The following is a 17,735-nucleotide window of genomic DNA, read 5'->3' as shown; positions in this document are numbered from 1 at the left end:
CTGTGCGGACATGACACTGAAGGACCTCGCCCGCGGCGTGCTGCGACACTCGAAGAGGGCCGCGGTGCTCGCGCTTGCTCTCATCGCCGCCGGCATCGTCACCAGCCTCAGTGTCGAGCTCGGGCCGGGGCTGCGCAAGCGGGCCGAATCGGCGGCCACCAACGCCCTGCGGCGACCGATGCACATCGGGGCGCTGTCGATTCGCCTGTTCGGCGGCCGGTTCGTCGTACACGACATCGTCATCGAGGGGCTCTCACCCAAGGACGCGCCGTTTTTCGAGGCGCGGGAAATCGTCGTGTCGATGCCGCTGTGGTCGCTCCTGCGCCGCGAGCTGGTGGTCGAAAGCGTCGAGATCTCGGACTGGCGGGCGGCGGTCGAGACCTGGCCGGGTGATCGCAACAACCTGCCGCGACTCAAGTCGGATTCGCCGGGGAGTGGCTCCAGTCCGATCCGCGTGTCCGCCAGTTACGTGCACGCCTATCGGGGCCAGTTCACCTTCGACGATCACCGGAACTGGAGTACGGTTGCGCGCAACCTCGACATCACGGTGATGAAGCTGGTGGGGTACCGCGGGACCGCGCGATCGTCGGGGGGCGTCATCACCATCGGCCGGTACGAGCCCATGTCGGCGGCGATGAACACGTGGTTCAAGGTCGACGGCGGCAAGATCCTGCTCGAGCGCATCGAACTGAACACGTCCGGGGCTCAGACGTTGTGCACCGGCATCGTCGACGTGGGCCACTGGCCCGAGATGCGTTTCACGGTGCGGTCGACGATCCAGATGCCGCGCATTCGGGAAATCTTCTGGGCGCACGATCAGTTCACGTTGTCAGGCGTGATGCAGTTCCAGGGGATCTTCCGCCTGTTCAAGGGTGGACACGAGGTGGCCGGCAACTTCTGGAGTGCCGAAGCGGGCGTGAATCGGTACCGCTTTCCCGATATCGAGGGGGCGGTAACCTGGACGCCGTGGCGGTTCGAGGTGACGAAAGCCCGTTCGCGCTTCTACGGCGGGTCCATGGCCCTGACGTACTTGATGAGTCCGCTTGGCGGAAAGACGCCTGGCACCGTCCGGCTCGATGCGACGTATGAAGGCGTCGACCTCGCGGAGTTTTCCGACGCCATGGAATTTGACGGGCTTCGGCTGGCCGGTCGCGCGACGGGCCGGAACCTGCTGGAGTGGCCGATCGGCGGGTATTCCCTTCATACCGGTTTCGGCGATGTGACCATTGAGCCGCCGCCCCGGGTGACGCTGCGGAGCCGGGCCCTTCCGGCCGTGTTGCCCGAGCCCTCGTTCGCCCATGTGTACGGGGATCCGTTTCCGCCGCTTGGCCATGTGCCGTTTGGCGGCGAGATCCACTATGGGTTTGGGCCGGAGTGGATCGATCTTGCGCCGAGCCACCTGGCAAGCAGTACGACCTACGTCGAGTTCAAGGGCCGGACTGCATACGGCCAGCGTTCGATCATCCCTTTCCATGTGACCAGTTCGGACTGGCAGGAGAGTGATCGCCTGCTGGTGGGCATCATGACGGCGTTTGGCTCGAAGACCAGACCGACTGAAGTCGGCGGGGTGGGGACATTTGACGGCGTTCTGCTGAATGCGGTGTCCAAGCCGCGGATCGAGGGCACGATGGCTGGCCGGCGGATGCGCGCCTGGGATGTCGAGTGGGGCACCGGCCAGGGCCACGTGACGGTTGAAAACTCCTATGCCGACGTGGCCGACGCGATTCTCCGCAAGGGCAACGCCGAGATGCGCATCGAGGGCCGCTTCTCGCTCGGATTCCCCCGTTCAGACGGTGGCGAGGAGTTCAATGCCCGGGTTACGGCCGACAAATGGCCGCTGCCGGACCTGCGTCATGCGTTCGACCTGGATGAGTATCTGCTGGAGGGAGGGCTCTCGGGCGAATTCCACCTGTATGGCGCGTACAAGGAGCCCTTCGGCTTCGGCCGCGTCGACATTTCGTCCGCCGAGGCGTACGGCGAAAAACTCGCCAGTGCCACCGCCGCGGTGCGCTTTGAAGGCACGGGCGTTCGATTCGACGGCGTCGAGATCCGGAAGGGGACCGGGCTGATTCGTGCCGCCGCGCACATCACCTGGGGCGGCACGTATTCGTTTAACGCGGATGGGCGCCAGATCCCCGTCGAGACAGTTGACGCGCTGAGTTTCCCGAAGACCCCGTTGACGGGCGTGCTCGACTTCTCGGCCGCCGGAAGCGGTGTGTTCGCCACCATCGAGTTCGACGTCACGGGCCGCATTCGCGATCTGTACATCGGGGACGAAGGGATCGGCCAAGTCAACGGCAAGATCGGCATGCGCGGGGACAACGTCAACTTCGAGTTCCAGGCAGGCTCGACCAGGCTCGCGGCGTCGATGGTCGGCACGGTGAACCGCCGAAGCTTGAGCTATCCGGGCGACATCACGCTGCGCGTGACCGATACGTCACTCGATCCCTATGCGCGGCTCTTTGCGGCGAACCTGTCGCCGTTTGCCAAGGCGATTGTCAGCGGCACCGTTAACATCAGCGGCACGCTCGGGAAACTCGACGGCATTGTCGCGCGGGCCACAATCGATAAAATCGACCTGAGCCTGTTCGACTACCCGCTCCGGAACAATGGCGTCATCGACATCGGTGTGGATCAGAATACGGTTCGGATCCACCAGTTCAAGCTGACGGGAGACCAGACACAACTCGGTATTACCGGGACCGTTGATCTCGGACGAGGCCAGGTCGGGGTCCACGCCGAGGGTGATGCCAATCTTGGCATCCTGCAGTTGTTCTCCGGGAACATCAGGGGATCGGGACGCGTCGCACTCACGGCCGATGTGACAGGAGACATCGATCACCCCCAGATCGGTGGCAGCGCGATTCTCGACAATGGGCGGCTTCGGCACATGTTCCTGCCGCACGCCATCGAGAACCTCAACGGCAAAATCACGTTCGCCGACAACAGCATCCGGTTTGACGAGGTCGTGGCGAAGGTCGGTGGGGGAAACGTGAAATTTGCCGGCCGCGTCGTGCTCCGTGGGCTGTGGCCATCCCAGTTGGATGTGACGGCAAACGGCGAATCGATGGAGTTACGATATCCGGCCGGCCTGCGGTCGCTGGTCGATGCCGACCTGGCGTTGCGCGGCAGCATCAACGACCCCCTGCTCAGCGGCACCGTCACGGTCCGTCATGCCTCGTATACGAAACGCATGGACCTTGCGGGCGGGCTGGAATTGGCCGTCGGTGGGGCGTCACCCGCGTCCGGGACATCCGGCGGGCTGGGGTTCCCACTGCGATTCGATGTCAAGTTGCTGGCCAAATCGTCGCTCGAGATCGACAACAACGCGGCGCGGATTACATCGAGCGCCGACTTGACGCTTCGCGGCACGCTCGATCGGCCGCTCGTCTTCGGCCGCGCCGAGGTCGAACATGGCGACGTGTTTTTTGAGGGCCGCCGCTACGTGGTGACGCGGGGCACGTTCGATTTCGTCAATCCCGGCAAGTTTGATCCGTACTTTGACGTCGAGGCCGAGACCCAGGCGCGGGCGCCAGGGCAGACCTACCGCGTCACGCTCAGGGTGTTCGGCAACCTGCAACGGATCGACCACGAACTGTCGTCGGATCCGCCGCTGCCCGAACTTGACATCCTGTCGCTGGTATTCGGCGATACGCGATCGACGCAGGATGCGGAACTACGGGCCCTGCAATCGCCGAATTCCGCTCAGCAGACGTTGATCGGCGTGTCGCGGGCGACCCGGTTGCTGGCGAGCCCGATTTCCTCGAACGTCCAGAAAGTCGTCGAGCAGACGTTCGGGGTGGATACGTTCCAGATTTCGCCGATGCTGGTGGATCCCTCCCAGCAGTCGATGCACTTCTCAGCCGGGGCGCGGCTGACGATTGGCAAACGCATCTCCGACCGTGTCTACGTGACGTACTCCCGCAGCCTGTCGTCGACCGCGCGCGACCAGATCATCCTGTTGGAATACGATCAGTCGGACCGGCTGTCGTGGATTCTCACCCAGAACGAAGACAAGACCTACGCGCTTGATGTGCGCGTGCGCCGGGTGTTCCGGTGATGGCGCGCCGCCTCAGATGGGGCTCAGCCTTCGTACTCCTGCTCTGCGTCGCGCTGGCGTCGCCGGCCTCCGCGCAGGATGTGGCGCAGGACGTGGCGTCATGGGTGGGCCGCCCCGTGTCCGATCTCCGCATCGTCTCGGCCGGCCGCATCGTTCAGGATGAACAGCTGATCAGCCTGATCGAGATTCATCGCGGCGATCTGCTCTCGATGAAGGCCGTCCGCGACACGATCCAGCACATCATGGGGCTGCGGCGGTACATCGACGTCCGGGTCGAGGCCACAGCCGATGGAGCCGGCGTGCGCGTGGATATCGTGCTGCTCCCGTTGCGCGACCTGCGAGGCATCGTCTTCCGGGGCTCGCTGGGCCTTCCAGAAAGCGCCTTGCGCGGTCTGGTCGCCGACAGGTTCGGTGCGACTCCGCCGGTCGGTCGCAGCATCGACATCGCACGAACGCTGGAGGAGTTCTACGCGACCGAGGGGTACCTGCAAGCGGCGGTGCGTCCGGTGCCCCTCGGTGATGTCGAGGCGGGCGCCGGAGATCTGATCTTCGATGTCACGGCAGGATCCAGGGCCCGGATCAGCACACTTGAATTCCGCGGGTCCCCGGCCGCTGTCGTGGACACGCTGCGCAAGCAACTGAATCTCCTGGAAGGATCCGAATACGAACCCGCCGCCTTGAAGCGCCGGCTCGACGCCTACGCCGCCGCCCTCCGGCGGGCAGGCTACTTCCAGGCCAGGGCCGACTCGCTCCCCACCATCAACAGCAACCGGGACGCGGTGGATGTGGTGATCGCCGTCACACGTGGCCTGCTCGTGTCGCTCGTGTTCATCGGCGACGAACTGCCGCCGGCCGTGCGCGCCGACCTGGTGCCGATCGAACGCGAAGGGTCGGTCGAACAGGATCTGCTCGAAGATTCGGAGGGGCGCATCAAGGAATACTTGACGGCCCGCGGGTACCGCGACGCGTCAGCACCGTTCACGGTGAGCGAGTCGAACGATCGGCTGAAAGTTGAATTCAACGTCAAGCGTGGGCCGCTGTATCGCGTGGCCGAGGACGTGGTGATCACGGGCACCGAAGGGGTGCCGGAGAGCGCGCTGAAGCCACTCATCAGGATCGTTCGGGGTCAGCCGTTTGTGAAGGAGCAACTCGATGCGGACCTGGCGGCTCTGAAGAAGGCGTACTTGCAGCGAGGGTATGCCGACGTCAGCATCATCGCCAATCCGATCATATCGGGATCGGATGCGGGCGAACGCGCCGTCACGATCACGGTCGCCATCAACCAAGGCCCGCTGATGACCGTGCGCGCGATCAGTTTTGCAGGACGCGACCAGTTGCCCGAGTCCGCCCTGCGCGCGATCCTGACTCAGCGCGAGGGCATGCCCTACTACCAGCCCACCATTGACGCGGACCGCGACCGTCTGGAAACCGAGTACCTCAATCAGGGTTTCAGACGGGCCCATGTGCGCGTCGATCCGCCGCCCGCCGATGGCCTTGCTGACGTCCACATCCGGTTTGTCATTCAGGAGGGGCCGAGAGTCATCGTCGATCGGATCCTCGTGGTTGGCAACCAACGGGTCAGCGAGGCGACGATCAGGCGGGAGCTTGAGATTCGGTCCGGCGAACCGCTCGGCGACGAGAAAGTCAGGCAGAGTCAGCGCAAGCTCGCGGCGCTCGGTCTGTTCCGGCGAGTCACGATTTCGGAATTGCAGCATGGACAGGAACAGCTGAGCGACGTGCTGGTGACGGTCGAGGAGGCGCCGGCCATGACGCTGGGCTATGGCGGTGGTGTCGAGTTTCAGAGAGTCGAAACCAACGAATTCGCGCCCCGCGGCTTCTTCGAGATCGGGCGCCGGAATCTGTGGGGCAAGAACCGATCGGTCAACTTCTTCAGCCGGGTGTCCTTCAGGCGGCATGGGGCGACCGACGCGAGCAACCCGTTGGTGCCCCCGGTCACCATCACGATGACCAATCTCGAGTACCGCGTCATCGGCTCGTACCGCGAACCGCGGTTCCTCAATACCCGCGGCGACCTGCAGGTCTCCGCCGTGCTGGAGCAGGGCAGTCGTACCAGTTTCCGGTACAAGCGCCGTTCGGCGCGTATCGATCTCGGTGGGCGCCTGGCGAGCGGCTGGAGCCTGCTCGGGCAGTACTCCTTCGAGCGCAACGAGATCTTCGACGATCGCATCAACGCGATCGACCGACCACTGATCGACCGCCTGTTCCCACAGGTGCGATTGTCGATCCTGTCGGCATCCACGGTCCGCGACACACGCGACGATGGGCTGGATCCCGGCAAGGGGAATCTGGTCAGCATCAGTGGGGACCTGGCGCTGCGGCAGATCGGATCCGAGGTGGGGCTTGCGAAACTGTTCGGCCAGGCGTTCATGTACCGGCAACTGCCGACCAGCCGGCGCATCGTCTTTGCCGCCGGGGCCCGGCTCGGATTGGGAACCGGTTTTCGCCGCAGTGTTCAGGTGCTCGACGCCAGCGGCCAACCCGTGCTCAACTCCGACGGCCAGCCGACGTACGAGAATGTGCGTGATCTGCCAGCCAACGAACGATTCTTCGCCGGCGGCGACACGACGGTGCGTGGGTTCCAGCTCGATCGGCTCGGTCGCCCCGATACGTTCGACCGGGACGGTGTGCCGATAGGCGGTCACGCGGAAGTCGTGCTGAACAGCGAATTGCGGATGGCGGTGTGGAGGGATGTGGGCGTGGCGGCGTTTCTCGACGTCGGCAACGTGTTCAGCCAGGTGTCCGACCTCAATGTGACGCACTTGCGCACCTCGGCCGGGTTCGGCCTCCGGTACAAATCGCCGGTAGGGCCTCTGCGTGTGGATCTGGGATTCAAGCTGGGCACGCTGCAGTCGTTTGGGACCTATTCAGAGAGCCGTCTGGCGCTGCACATCAGCATCGGCCAGGCGTTCTAGGGTAGAGATGGACAAGAGCCGTCGCGTGCGCGTGTTCGCGGTTGTGCTGGCCTTGGCGGTCTGCGTCGCGGGCGTCCGTGCGAGCGAACTGCTCGACCGCGTCATCGCGGTGGTGTCCGGATCCGTGATCACCCTGTCCGATGCGCGCACGGCCATCATGTTCGGCCTGGTCGATACCCACGATGCCCGCGATCCGGTGGCCGTCGCGATGCAGTGGCTCGTCGATCGACAACTGGTGCTCGACGAGGTCAATCGTTACGAAACGCCGGATCCTGACCTGGCACACGTCGAACCCGCGTTCTCAGAGATTCGCAAGAAGCTCGCCGGCGGAAAGGGTGCTGCCTCGGCGCTGGCGTCGCTCGGGCTCGACGAAGATGGCGCGAAGCGGTTCGTGCGCGATACCGTGCGCGTGCAGCAATACCTGAGACAGCGGTTTGAGTCGATGCTGCCCGGAACAGACGAGGAACTGCGACAGTACTACTCGGCCAACAGAGGTCGATTCACCCGAGACGGCCGACAGCTCACGCTGGAGGAAGCCCGGGATCTCGTGCAGGAAAGCCTGCAGGAAAGTCGCCGCATCCAGGCCATCGACGCCTGGCTGGCCCGTCTGCGCCGGAGGGCCGACGTGAACGAATTGTACCTGCCGGTCCGCTGAATCCTGCTACCGGTTTCATGACCCGTTCCTGCGGCCGGCTCTAGCTGCCGTACGCAGGTTATGAAACCGTCTCTAGTGAGACAGCTTGCGAATGCGGATGACGGGCCCGGGGTTCGCGGGCGTCGGCTCGATGACCTTGACCTCGGTGCCGGCAGCCGCCAGCCCCGCATAGGCTGCGGGCATCGGCGGCGCCCCACCGGATTCCGTCGCGCCGCCCCACGCATCCGACGACAGCACGACCCATTCGGTGCCCTCTGCGAGGAGCGCGGCCGGGTCGCGGCCCGCCAGCGACTTGACCGTGCTGAACTTGTAGCGCTCGGGAGGCAGATCCAATCCCCGGGCTTCCGACACCATCTTCGACTGGTACCACACGTTGTGGATAATCCACTCGTAGGCCAGCGACTGCGTCGTCTTCGTGCCAAAGTCGCGAACCCACCGCACCGACTTCACCGATGGTGGCAGCAGCGCCGCGACGGTCAGTCCCACGATGAGTGTCGTGCGAACGACCCGCGGAATGTCGAACCGGCGCAGCAGACTGACGCCGGAAATCGTGGCGATGGCTGCCCACAGGCACATGAACGGCACGATCGGCAGCGCGTACCTCGCAAACAGGAAACTCCAACCCGTGATGAGGTTGAAGAAGACCAGGGGGAAGATCACCAGCAACACAAACCGCACGTGCCCCGGGCCCTGGAACATGCGCACCGTGCTCAGTCCCAGGCCGTAGAGTGCCAGCAGGAAGGCCGGCCAGCCGAGATTCGCGATCAGATGCTGGACATAGATGAGGGCCGTTGAATCGCCGCCAGGCTGCCTGGGCACGAATGCCCGGGTCTGCGTACCGAACCCGTTCAGGAAATGGGGCAGATCGAGAATGGCATACGGCGTCGTCACGAAAAACGCGACCACACAGGACACGACCACCAGCACGACGTCGATGGCCGCGCGCTTTCTGGTCGATCCGGCCATCAGCGCGGCACAAAGCGGCATGATGGCCGCGTAGAGGCCGTTGTACTTCACACCAGCCGAGAGGCCGGCCGCGGCCCCGGCCAGGACGAAGGTGAGGGTCCCGGGCTTCTCGAGCGCGCGCAGAGACAGCAGCAACGTGAGCGTGACGCAGAAGACGAGCGGCGTATCGGTCAGCGCAAAGTGGGCTTCGCGCACGTGGAGCGGCATCACCGCGAAGAGCCCCGCGGCGAACAGCGCGTGGCGTGCCCCCCAGCGCATCCCGACCTGGTGCACGAGAACGATGGTGGCAGCGCCCAGCGTGGCCGTGGCGACTCGACCCCACAGGTAGAAATCGGCCATACCGACCTGTTCCACGGCGTTCCAGGCGTGGCGCATCGCGCCCGTCAGAAACTGGACGACCGCGACGCCGAGCTGGAAGTAGACGACGCCAGTCGGGTATTCGAAGAAGTGCGGATTGTAGTCGCCGGACTGCAGGATGCGCACCACGGTCGACATGATTGCGGGTTCGTCGATGCCGACCGCAAACGGCACGCCGGTGCTGATGTTCCACAACCGGAGCGTGAACCCGATGCCCACCACCACCAGCAGGACCAGCACGGACGGCTTGATGTCAGACGATTCTCGCCACTCTCGTTCGGTCACGACGTCCTCGTCTCTTGGAGAAGTTCCGAGAAGACCGCCAGCAGGCGGTCGGTCACAACGGTCCAGGAGAATTCTGCGTCAACCAGGGCTCGTCCGGCGAGACCCATTTCTGGAAGGCGCGTCGGCTCCGCCAGCGCCCGGCGCAACGCGGCGGCCAGCGCGCCGGGATCCCCTGGCGGCACGAGCCAGCCGGTGTGACCGTCCCGCACCTTGTCCGGGAGTCCGCCCGCATGGCTTGCGACCACGGCCCGTCGGTGCGCCATCGCCTCGAGGGTCACAATCGAACTGCCCTCATAGAGCGTGGGATGGACAAAGAGCGTGGCGGCTTCGTACCACGCATGGAGCGCCGGTTCACCCTGTGACCCGACGAGCATGACCCGATCGATGAGCCCCGAGTGACGCAATCGCCGTTCAATCACCGGACGGAACGATCCGTCGCCTACCAGGACCCAGCGCCAGGGGATGTCTGCCATCGTGGCCAGCGCGTCGGCCAACACATGAAAGCCCTTGTTGTGTTCGAGGCGGCCCACGCTGAGGAGGATCGTCTCGTCGCGGGCGATCCCATCGTGCTCCCGGATCCGTTCGCCCTCTTGTGGTCCCGCCAGTTGCTCGGCACGCCGCAGGTCAACCGCGTTGGGGACCAGGCGCATATTCTGTTCGGCGATCCCGAGATGACGCACGATCGCGGGCTCAATGGCGCGATCCGTCGCAATCACGCGCTCGGCCGTCCTGGCACAGAGGCGCACGGCGGCTCGCAGGGGAGCGTATCCGATCCGCTTGAAGGTGTGTCCGCCATACGTACCATCGATGCCGCCGAATTCCTCGAGGCCATGCGGGTTGAAGACGAAGGGCGGCGTCATGTGCCGCCGGCGTCGATGCACCATCGCGTACCCGAGCGCGCTTGCGCCGTGTCCGTACACCAGGTCGAGGCGACCACCTTCAGCCAGCTTGGCCGCGACGCGTCCTGCGCGATACCCGAACAGCGGATACGCCGTCGAGCGATCCAGCACGGTCGTACCTCGGCGGCCGGCCAGCGGAAACGTGCGATACGGCACCTCGTGCACGACCAGACGCGGGTGGGTCAGATTCGCGAGTTGTTCGGGGTCAGTGACGCCGCGCGTGATGAGTGTCACCTCGACGTCTCGTTCGAGCATGTGCCGCACCAGATCGCCGACGTGCCGCTCCAGGCCGCCGATGCCGTGCAGCGGAGCCACCGATCGCGCGATGATCGCGAGTCTCAAGCCGGCCGGGAAGGCAGTGCGGTCAGGCATGCGCCGTCCCTCGCTTGGCGACCGCGGCGTAGATCGCCTCGATGCGCGCGACGACCGACGCCGCCTCGAAATGCCGATCGACGTGGGTGCGAGCCTGAGCGGCCAATCGCGCCGCCAGCGCCCGATCCGCCACCAGCCGCGCCACGTGATCGCCCAGTTCGTCCGGCGTCGACGACAACAGCCCCGTCTGTTCGTGCTGCACGATATCGATCGTGCCGCCGGTGTTCATGGCGGCCATCGGAACACCCAGAGAGGCCGATTCGAGCAGGACGCGGCTCAACGATTCCGGGCCGTATGACGGGAACACCAGCAGGGATGCGTGCGCCAGCCAGGCCAGCGCCTCGTCACGCCCGAGCCACCCGGTGAACCGCACGTCCCGCCCAAGCCGCCGGGCCGAAGCCTCCATCTGATCGCGCAAGGCGCCATCGCCAACCACCACCAGTGGCCAGGGCAGACGTGCACGCTCGACGGCCGGCAGCAGGAAAGCCGCGCCTTTGTTCACCTCGAGCTTGCCGACAAACACGGCGTACGGCTCCTCAAGGGGCGCCGTGGTGCCGGCAGCCGCGGCGCGCACGCCAGTGATGTCCACCGGGTTCGGCACCACCTCGATCCGGGCATGCCGCAACAGGTCGGACCGGTCCGCCAGATCCCGTGCGATCGTCGAACTCACGGCCACAATCGCATCGGCGCGTGCCAGGGACTGCTGCTTTCGCCGGAGGTTGCCCCGCATGTACGGGATGAACGGAATGGCCGCTGGCCAGGCTGCTCCGGCGCGTGGACGCACGCACCGCGTCATCATGCCCGCCGAACAGGCCGGACAGAGTGTGGCCGACTGCGGATCGTGGATGAGCGTCCCCCAATAACAGACGGGCCAGTAGTCGCGCACGGTGCAGACGACCGGGATCCCCAAGGCCTGCCCGGCCTCCACCGCGGCTGGAGCGGTCAAGACGTGTTGCGCGTGGATAATGTCGGCGCCGATCGCCCGTGCCACTTCCTGGATGCGCACCGCGAGCTGCGCCCACAGCCGCTCGTTCTTGAAGACATTCCTGACAAACGGCACGCGCGGCGCGGCCCATGCCATCTCCTCGATCCCGAAGCCATCATAGTCGCGTGTGCCGCTCGATGCCTGTCCCGGACGCGGCTGAACGATGATCAGTTCGTGGCCATGCCGGCGCAATCCACGCGCCAGCTCGTACGTGCTCCACCCGCTGCCGCCGCAGTGAGGAGGAAACGCGTCGGTCGCGATGAGGATGCGCATCAGGACGTGTGCCTGGCGCCAGGGCCCTGGCCCGACGCCACACGGGCGTCGAGCGCCGCGGTGAGCGCCTTGTCGAGTCGCGTGCAGTGGGCCTTCCAGCTGAACGACGTCGCCACACGCTCGCGCGCCGCGGCTCCCAGCGTCCGCCGCAACGCGGCATCGTCGACCAGGCGCCCGAGCGCTTCGGCCAGACCGCCGGGTTCACGGGGATTGTAGAGCAGGCCCTCCTGGTGTGACCGCACGATGCTGGCGAGGCGGGGAATCGCCGGTGCCACAACCGGGAGGCCCGCGGCCATGTACTCGAACACTTTGAGCGGCGACCAGTAGAACGCGAGTTGAAGCGGCGGGTGCGCCTCGAGATCGAAGGGCGCGACGCCGATGTCGGCGGCAGCCAGGCAGGCCGGCATCTGATCGTGCGGAACGGCGCCGGTCAGCGTGATGCCAGGCACGTGCGACGCTTCCTCTTTGACCCGCGGCCATTCGGGGCCGTCGCCAATCAGGACGGCCTGAAGACCGCTCCGGCCGCGCGCACGCAGGGCGCGGACGGCACGGACCAGATTGATGGCTCCGTGCCAGGCGCGAAAGGCCCCGGCGAAGACCGCGAGGACTGCGCCCGGTTCCCTGGTAAACGGCAGTTGACCCTCGGCGCCTGGCCTGAACGATTCAGTGTCGGCGCCCCACTCGATTTCGACGATGCGGTCCGGCGGCACAAACGCGGGGATGATGGCGGCGGTCGGTGTGATGACCAGATCGGCGCGCCGGCATTGCCACTCACGCCATCGACGCATCGGCTCGACAACGAGGAGTCGGTCGAACCAGGCTTTCGGCGACCCCGGATAGTCGATGACCGGGGCATTGACCTCGAGTACCGCCAGCGCATCAGTCGCATCGGCCGCGCGGATGCCTTCCCCGCCGAAGTTGTGGTAGCGCTCGATGACGACTTCGGCGCCGACGCGGTAGGCCATGCGGGCGACCGCGGCGGCACGCAGGCCGCGCAGATGACGCATCCCGAACGGCGGCGACATGGCATGCCACTGGACCTGGCCGGCGGGAAACGGCCCGTCGCCCGGTGTGGTGAGCACGTCGACGTCATGACCCAATGCCGCCAGGCCGTCGGCCACCGACCTCACATGGACCGATCCGCCGGTGGTGCCGGGGACCCGCTGGTCGAGCGCCACATACAGGATCTTCACCGGCGCCGCTCCTTGCTGGTCGCGTCGTCCTTTACCAGCAGGGCAAAGAACGGGCCCGAGCGCACGCGCCCAAAGAGCAGCATGTCGAGCGTCATGGCCCAGGTGGTCAGCCGCAACGCCATGTAGGGCAGACCCCGGCCATCCACCCGCGCCTTGGCGGTCGAACGCGCCTGCCGGGCGGCTTCGGCCGTGTCGATGGCGCGGCCGGCTGACGCCGCGCGTCGGGCCGCGCGTCGGGAAAGCCAGTGCTCCGCGAGCCTCATGAAGATGTTCTCGACCACCGCCCCGACCGCCGGCGTGTAGTACCGGATGCGCGCGATCCGGAATCCGGCCGACGCGACCACCGCCTCGAGATCGGGAATGTCCGCCAGCGGGTTGAGGTGATCGGATTTTCGCAGCCGCTCGCGCGACAGATCCATCAGGCCGCGGCGTTCGAGCCAGCCCGCCAGGGCATTGACCATTTTGAGACCGCCAGCCAGCCGGGAGTTCTTCCTCACGTGGCTGTAGACGAACAGCGCGCCGCCAGGGGCCAGCACGCGTGCGGCTTCGCGCAGCACGTCGACCAGCGTCTCGTGCGACACGTGCTCGAACACGTCGAGCGCATAGCCTTTCGAAAACGCGCCGGTGGCAAACGGCAGCCGGCGCAGGTCGCCAAGCACCAGATCGATCTCGGCTCGGGCCTCCCGCGCGAAGTACGGGCTGACGTCGATGCCAACCTGGTATGCGCCCATGTCGGCGTTCCAGACGAGGGCCTTGCCACTGCCGCACCCGAGATCGATCACGGTGTCGGACGACCCCGGTGCGAGGAACTGCCGGAGCACGTCATTGCGGATCTTCGCCGACAGGAGCGGCGGCGACACGTGTTCGTGCCGTGCGTCGGCGTGCAGCGCCTCGTCGAGGTACTTGGTCTGTTCCGCGTAACTCACGCCGGGGTGCAGCACCAGGTACTCCGCGGATGTCGCGAATTGGCGACCACACGCCGCGCAGACCAGTTCGGGCTGGCCGCTGCGCAGCGTTCCGCCGCAATCAGGACACCGGACCAGGGTCAGCAACCGTGACGAGATCACGCGCGCGTCTCCATCGCCGCCGTCAGGGCGGCATCGAGCCGTTCGGCCCGCTTGTCCCACGTGTACTCGGCGACGTCGCGACGCGCGTTCGCCGCCAGTCGTCGACCGAAAGCCGCGTCGCCGACGACGCGCCGGATGCCCGCGGCCAGGGCGTCGACGCTTCCAGGCTCCACCAGTACCGCGTTGTCATCAGGCCGGAGCACTTCCCGGAGCGCCGGCAGATCGGACGCCACCACCGGACGGCCGGAGGCCATGTACTCGAACAGCTTGAGCGGCGACGTATAAGCGGCCGATATCCGGCTGGGCAGATTCGGAACGACCAGCACGTCGGCTCTCTGCAGGAGGGCCGCGACACGCGGCGGTTCGACCATGCCCGCAAACTCCACGCGGCCCGGCGCCGCCTGCTCGGCCAGGGCCTTCACCCTGGCGAAGTCGCTTTCACCCTCGAGGCCGCCCACGATGAGCCCACGCATGTCGGTCAGTTGGCCGAGCGCGCCGACCAGTACGTCGAGCCCCTTCCACGGATACAGATGACCCGCGTAGCAGACGACCGGCGTGGCGTCGGGAGCGTGGTGCACCAGATCGGATCGATTGCCGGCCACAGGCAGACGCGCGCCGTCCGGGATAATGGCAAGGCGAGGGCGAGGACCGTAGCGCTGTTCCAGTTCGCGCGCGAGCCCAGCCGTGATCGTGACATACGCGTCGGCCCGACGCCATACACGCTGTTCGCGTCGGTCGAGACGCCGGCGTTTCGCGCCTCCAGCCTCAGGTGCGCCCGCGTGAAGCGTGGGCATCTCGGCGCTGACGGCAGGGGCGAATCCGTGCGACTCATACACGACCGGAGGACGCCAGCGCGCCGGGAGCATCAAAAGCAGCGCCGCCAGTCCCAGATCGCGGGTCAGCACGACGTCGGTGTCGTTCGCGCAGACCGTGCGCCGGATCGCCTGCGCAAGGTACGCGAGGCGGCGCGCCGGAAGATGGCGAGGCGTCGCGACCTGTTCAATGTGCAGAGACGCCATCGGCGGCAGGCCGTAGTACGAGAACGGATCACGCCCGGGCGTGAAGCGATCGGGTCGCACCACCAGGTGCACGTCGTGGCCCAGGCGTGCCAGCGCGTGACACGTCTCCATCGTCTGCACGCCATTGGCGCGCTCCAACGGGAAGCGAATATCAGCCAAGTACCGAATGCGCAATGGACCCCGTCTTGTTCGTCAGCGCGTGCCGTCTGGCACCGTGGCGTTCCGGTAGAAGCTCTGTCGCTCGAAGAGATAGCGATAGGCAATCTCCGGCAGTCGCCGTGGCACGGTGACGAAGGTATTGTAGGCGTTCTTCGGCAGATCGAGGCGTTGGCGGTCCATCCAGCCGGCGCCGAACTGGACCATGAGGCCGAGGTTCCACCACACGCTCATGACCACGACGAGCGAGAGCGCGGCGCGCGCGAGGCGTGTGCGGGCCCGGGCATACAGCACCGCGACCCCGACGACCAGCAGCACCGTCAACACGACGAAACGGCGCTGACCGAACGCGCCAGCGACCGTCCAGCTCTCAACCGATCCGGCGACGTAGATCTGCGAGAGCGCCATCACCAGCATGCAGAGGCCGAGCCAGCGCAGCGGCCGCGTGTGCTGGTTGGCGGGGGATGGCGGAAGACGCCACGTCAGCATCATCACCCAGCCCACCATCGCCAGCAGCGCGAGCGGCGTCCAGCACACGTAGCCGTGCTCCGGCGACAGCAGCACGTCCAGCGCGTGTGGCGCCGTCCAGCTCATCTTCCGGCTGACCAGTCGAGATGGGCTAAGCCGTCCGTTGAGCGCCAGGTAGGCCGCGGCTTGAGGAAGAAACGTGAGCGCGAACGCTCCAGAGAACGCGAGCGCTGAGGCGAGCAGGCGGGGCCTGGGGCGCCGCCGCAGCGACCAGGCGAAGTCGAGGCCAGGCCCCAGCGCAAGAAAGGCATCCTGCTCGCGGACCATGGTCATCATCGCGGCCAGCACGCCGAGCACGGCCAGGCCGCCTGGCGACCAGCGCTCCCGCACCATCAGCCATGCCCAGACGAAGGCGGCAGCGGTAAAGGCGGACACCGCGTGCGTATACGGAGGCGCCACGTACATGTAGAACAGCAGCGGCGTCCCCAGCCACACGGCCCACGTGGCGGCGGCCGCCGGTCCCGCATCCCGCATCCCGCCGATCTGCAGCACGCGCCGCGCGACCGCGAACGCCAGCACCAGCGCCATCACGCCGTAACACGCGGAGCCGTAGCACACCGCCGCGACATAGGGCCTCGAGTAGCCGTCTGCCTCGACGGCGTAGCCCAGCCCGCGCGCGACGCGAACGCCGGCATCCGCCACGGCGTAGAACGGTGCCCACAGCAGCGCGCAGCCGATTGTGCTGAAGTTTCGCCGCAGCCCGGTTTCCGTGGTGAACTCGAGAAACGTCAGTCGGAAACCTTCGTCGGTGATGACCCGGCTCTCGTACAGGTGGCGGTACTCGTTGTCAAACGAGAAGTCGTGATCGAACCAGAGCGATCGGAGAAACGAGAACGCCTCGACCTCGTCGGCCGCATAGAGCCTCGTCGTCACGCCCGGCATCGACAGGGCGGCGACCAGCACCAGGAGGGCGATCCACCGGGCGCTACGATCCGAAGACCACGAACTGGACAATCTGCGCCACATTGAAGCCAGAGTGACTCACGGCGGAGGCGGTGAAGCTCCCGCGTTTCAGGTAGAGGATGCCCCAGAAGAGGCCGAGCAGCGTCGTGACGACGCCCACGTCCCATCCCTGGATGAAGTGTCCCGCGCCGAAGACCACGCTGAAGATCACGAGACCGACCCGCGCGCCGCCGAGATGCTGCTCGAAGCGGCGCAGCACGAAGGCCCGCTGGAGTTCTTCCTTGATGCCGCCGCTCAGCACGGCGACGGTGGCGAGAATGGCGGCATCACTGCGCGATTGGATCAGGTCTTCGAATGGATTGATCGCGACGTTGTGCAGGCCCGGCCACAGCAGGCGCACGGTGACCAGGGCCCCGATCACCAGCCCGAAGACCACCGGTACCAGAGCCAGGCCCAGCCCGGCCTCGCGCAGGATCGATCGCGTACCGAACAACAGCACGCTGAGGCGCTCGCCGCGAAGCCGGACGAGCGCCACGATGAGGCCGACCAGCACAACCGCGTCGACAAGCCACAGCGTCACCACGTAGGTCATTGAAAGGCGGCCGCCTGGGGCGTGCGCATCGAGGCCGGCCCCGACGAGCAGCAGCCCGATCGCCACCTGCGTGGGGAATCCAGAGGCCAGCACAACCTCAACCAGCGCGGAGACCCGCGCGGCAAGCGTTGGTGGCGTCGCGGTCCGGGCCGTCGGCACGACCGGAACCGACGCCGTTACGGGATCTTGCACAATCCAGTGACTCTATCATGCGGTTACGCGCGGCCCGAAGTGGCGGCGCGCCGCCATCAGCCGCCGTCCTGCAACCGAAACCCTGGAAGGGGCGTCTTAAACTCTACAGCAGACCGAAAAGCGAACAAATGGCGAAAAATGTGAAAATGCGCCATAATACACACTATATTGCGTCCGCCCTAATCATGGGACACTATATGTGGTGTAATTCCGCTTGACAAGATCGGCCTGGCCAGCGCATATTGACGCTTCGATATCAGATAAGGGTGCGCGAGAATCTCCCAGCTTCTCGCCAGTGGA

Annotated in this window: 11 protein-coding genes; 3 read left to right on the top strand and 8 right to left on the bottom strand. The window is 66.1% G+C overall.

Going from position 1 to position 17,735, the window contains the following annotated elements; all coding sequences use genetic code 11:
• Positions 1-10 precede the first annotated feature (10 nt).
• From NT151_08450 to NT151_08440, 3 genes are read left to right on the top strand one after another with little or no spacing between them, the layout of a single operon-like run.
• Positions 11-4,060 (top strand): translocation/assembly module TamB, encoded by a 4,050-nt coding sequence (locus NT151_08450; GenBank protein ID MCX6538948.1) that lies wholly within the window; start codon positions 11-13, stop codon positions 4,058-4,060.
• Complete coding sequence (locus NT151_08445; protein MCX6538947.1) at positions 4,060-6,993, top strand: BamA/TamA family outer membrane protein; 2,934 nt, start codon at positions 4,060-4,062, stop codon at positions 6,991-6,993. Before NT151_08450 ends, NT151_08445 begins: the two co-directional genes overlap by 1 nt.
• Positions 6,994-7,000: 7 nt before the next feature.
• The gene (locus NT151_08440) at positions 7,001-7,648 is read left to right on the top strand and encodes a hypothetical protein (GenBank protein MCX6538946.1); all 648 of its coding nucleotides are present in this window, start codon (positions 7,001-7,003) and stop codon (positions 7,646-7,648) included.
• Between the two features lie 72 nt (positions 7,649-7,720).
• On the opposite strand, the gene NT151_08435 is transcribed toward NT151_08440, so the two are convergent.
• Genes NT151_08435 through NT151_08400 form a run of 8 tightly spaced genes read right to left on the bottom strand, consistent with a single transcriptional unit; the run spans position 7,721 to position 17,435 of the window.
• Positions 7,721-9,256, bottom strand: a complete 1,536-nt coding sequence (locus NT151_08435; protein ID MCX6538945.1) for a glycosyltransferase family 39 protein — start codon at positions 9,254-9,256, stop codon at positions 7,721-7,723.
• Positions 9,253-10,527: a glycosyltransferase family 4 protein gene (locus NT151_08430; protein MCX6538944.1), complete on the bottom strand. Its 1,275-nt coding sequence runs from the start codon at positions 10,525-10,527 to the stop codon at positions 9,253-9,255. The genes NT151_08435 and NT151_08430 overlap by 4 nt, the downstream gene beginning before the upstream one ends.
• Complete coding sequence (locus NT151_08425) at positions 10,520-11,785, bottom strand: glycosyltransferase family 4 protein (GenBank protein ID MCX6538943.1); 1,266 nt, start codon at positions 11,783-11,785, stop codon at positions 10,520-10,522. The genes NT151_08430 and NT151_08425 overlap by 8 nt, the downstream gene beginning before the upstream one ends.
• Entirely contained in the window at positions 11,785-12,978 is a 1,194-nt protein-coding gene (locus NT151_08420; GenBank protein MCX6538942.1) for a glycosyltransferase family 4 protein, read from the bottom strand. The genes NT151_08425 and NT151_08420 overlap by 1 nt, the downstream gene beginning before the upstream one ends.
• Positions 12,975-14,045: a methyltransferase domain-containing protein gene (locus tag NT151_08415; protein MCX6538941.1), complete on the bottom strand. Its 1,071-nt coding sequence runs from the start codon at positions 14,043-14,045 to the stop codon at positions 12,975-12,977. Before NT151_08415 ends, NT151_08420 begins: the two co-directional genes overlap by 4 nt.
• A complete protein-coding gene (locus tag NT151_08410; protein MCX6538940.1) occupies positions 14,042-15,238 on the bottom strand; it encodes a glycosyltransferase family 4 protein in 1,197 nt (398 codons plus the stop codon). Before NT151_08410 ends, NT151_08415 begins: the two co-directional genes overlap by 4 nt.
• Before the next feature lie 18 nt (positions 15,239-15,256).
• Complete coding sequence (locus NT151_08405; GenBank protein MCX6538939.1) at positions 15,257-16,651, bottom strand: hypothetical protein; 1,395 nt, start codon at positions 16,649-16,651, stop codon at positions 15,257-15,259.
• A 22-nt stretch (positions 16,652-16,673) separates the two neighbouring features.
• On the bottom strand, positions 16,674-17,435 hold the full coding sequence (locus tag NT151_08400) for a CPBP family intramembrane metalloprotease (GenBank protein ID MCX6538938.1): 762 nt from the start codon (positions 17,433-17,435) through the stop codon (positions 16,674-16,676).
• Positions 17,436-17,735 lie beyond the last annotated feature (300 nt).

Source organism: Acidobacteriota bacterium, from assembly GCA_026393675.1.
Taxonomy (GTDB): Bacteria; Acidobacteriota; Vicinamibacteria; order Vicinamibacterales; family JAKQTR01; genus JBAXOX01.
Note: the sequence above shows the minus strand (reverse complement) of the source record. Positions and strands in the feature narration are given on the sequence as shown.

What these genes read in the sequence shown, in the direction of transcription:
- NT151_08430 (MCX6538944.1), bottom strand. Translation starts at nt 10,527, where the DNA reads ATGCCTGACCGCACTGCCTTCCCGGCCGGCTTGAGACTCGCGATCATC.
- NT151_08450 (MCX6538948.1), top strand. Translation starts at nt 11, where the DNA reads ATGACACTGAAGGACCTCGCCCGCGGCGTGCTGCGACACTCGAAGAGG.
- NT151_08440 (MCX6538946.1), top strand. Translation starts at nt 7,001, where the DNA reads ATGGACAAGAGCCGTCGCGTGCGCGTGTTCGCGGTTGTGCTGGCCTTG.
- NT151_08425 (MCX6538943.1), bottom strand. Translation starts at nt 11,785, where the DNA reads ATGCGCATCCTCATCGCGACCGACGCGTTTCCTCCTCACTGCGGCGGC.
- NT151_08445 (MCX6538947.1), top strand. Translation starts at nt 4,060, where the DNA reads ATGGCGCGCCGCCTCAGATGGGGCTCAGCCTTCGTACTCCTGCTCTGC.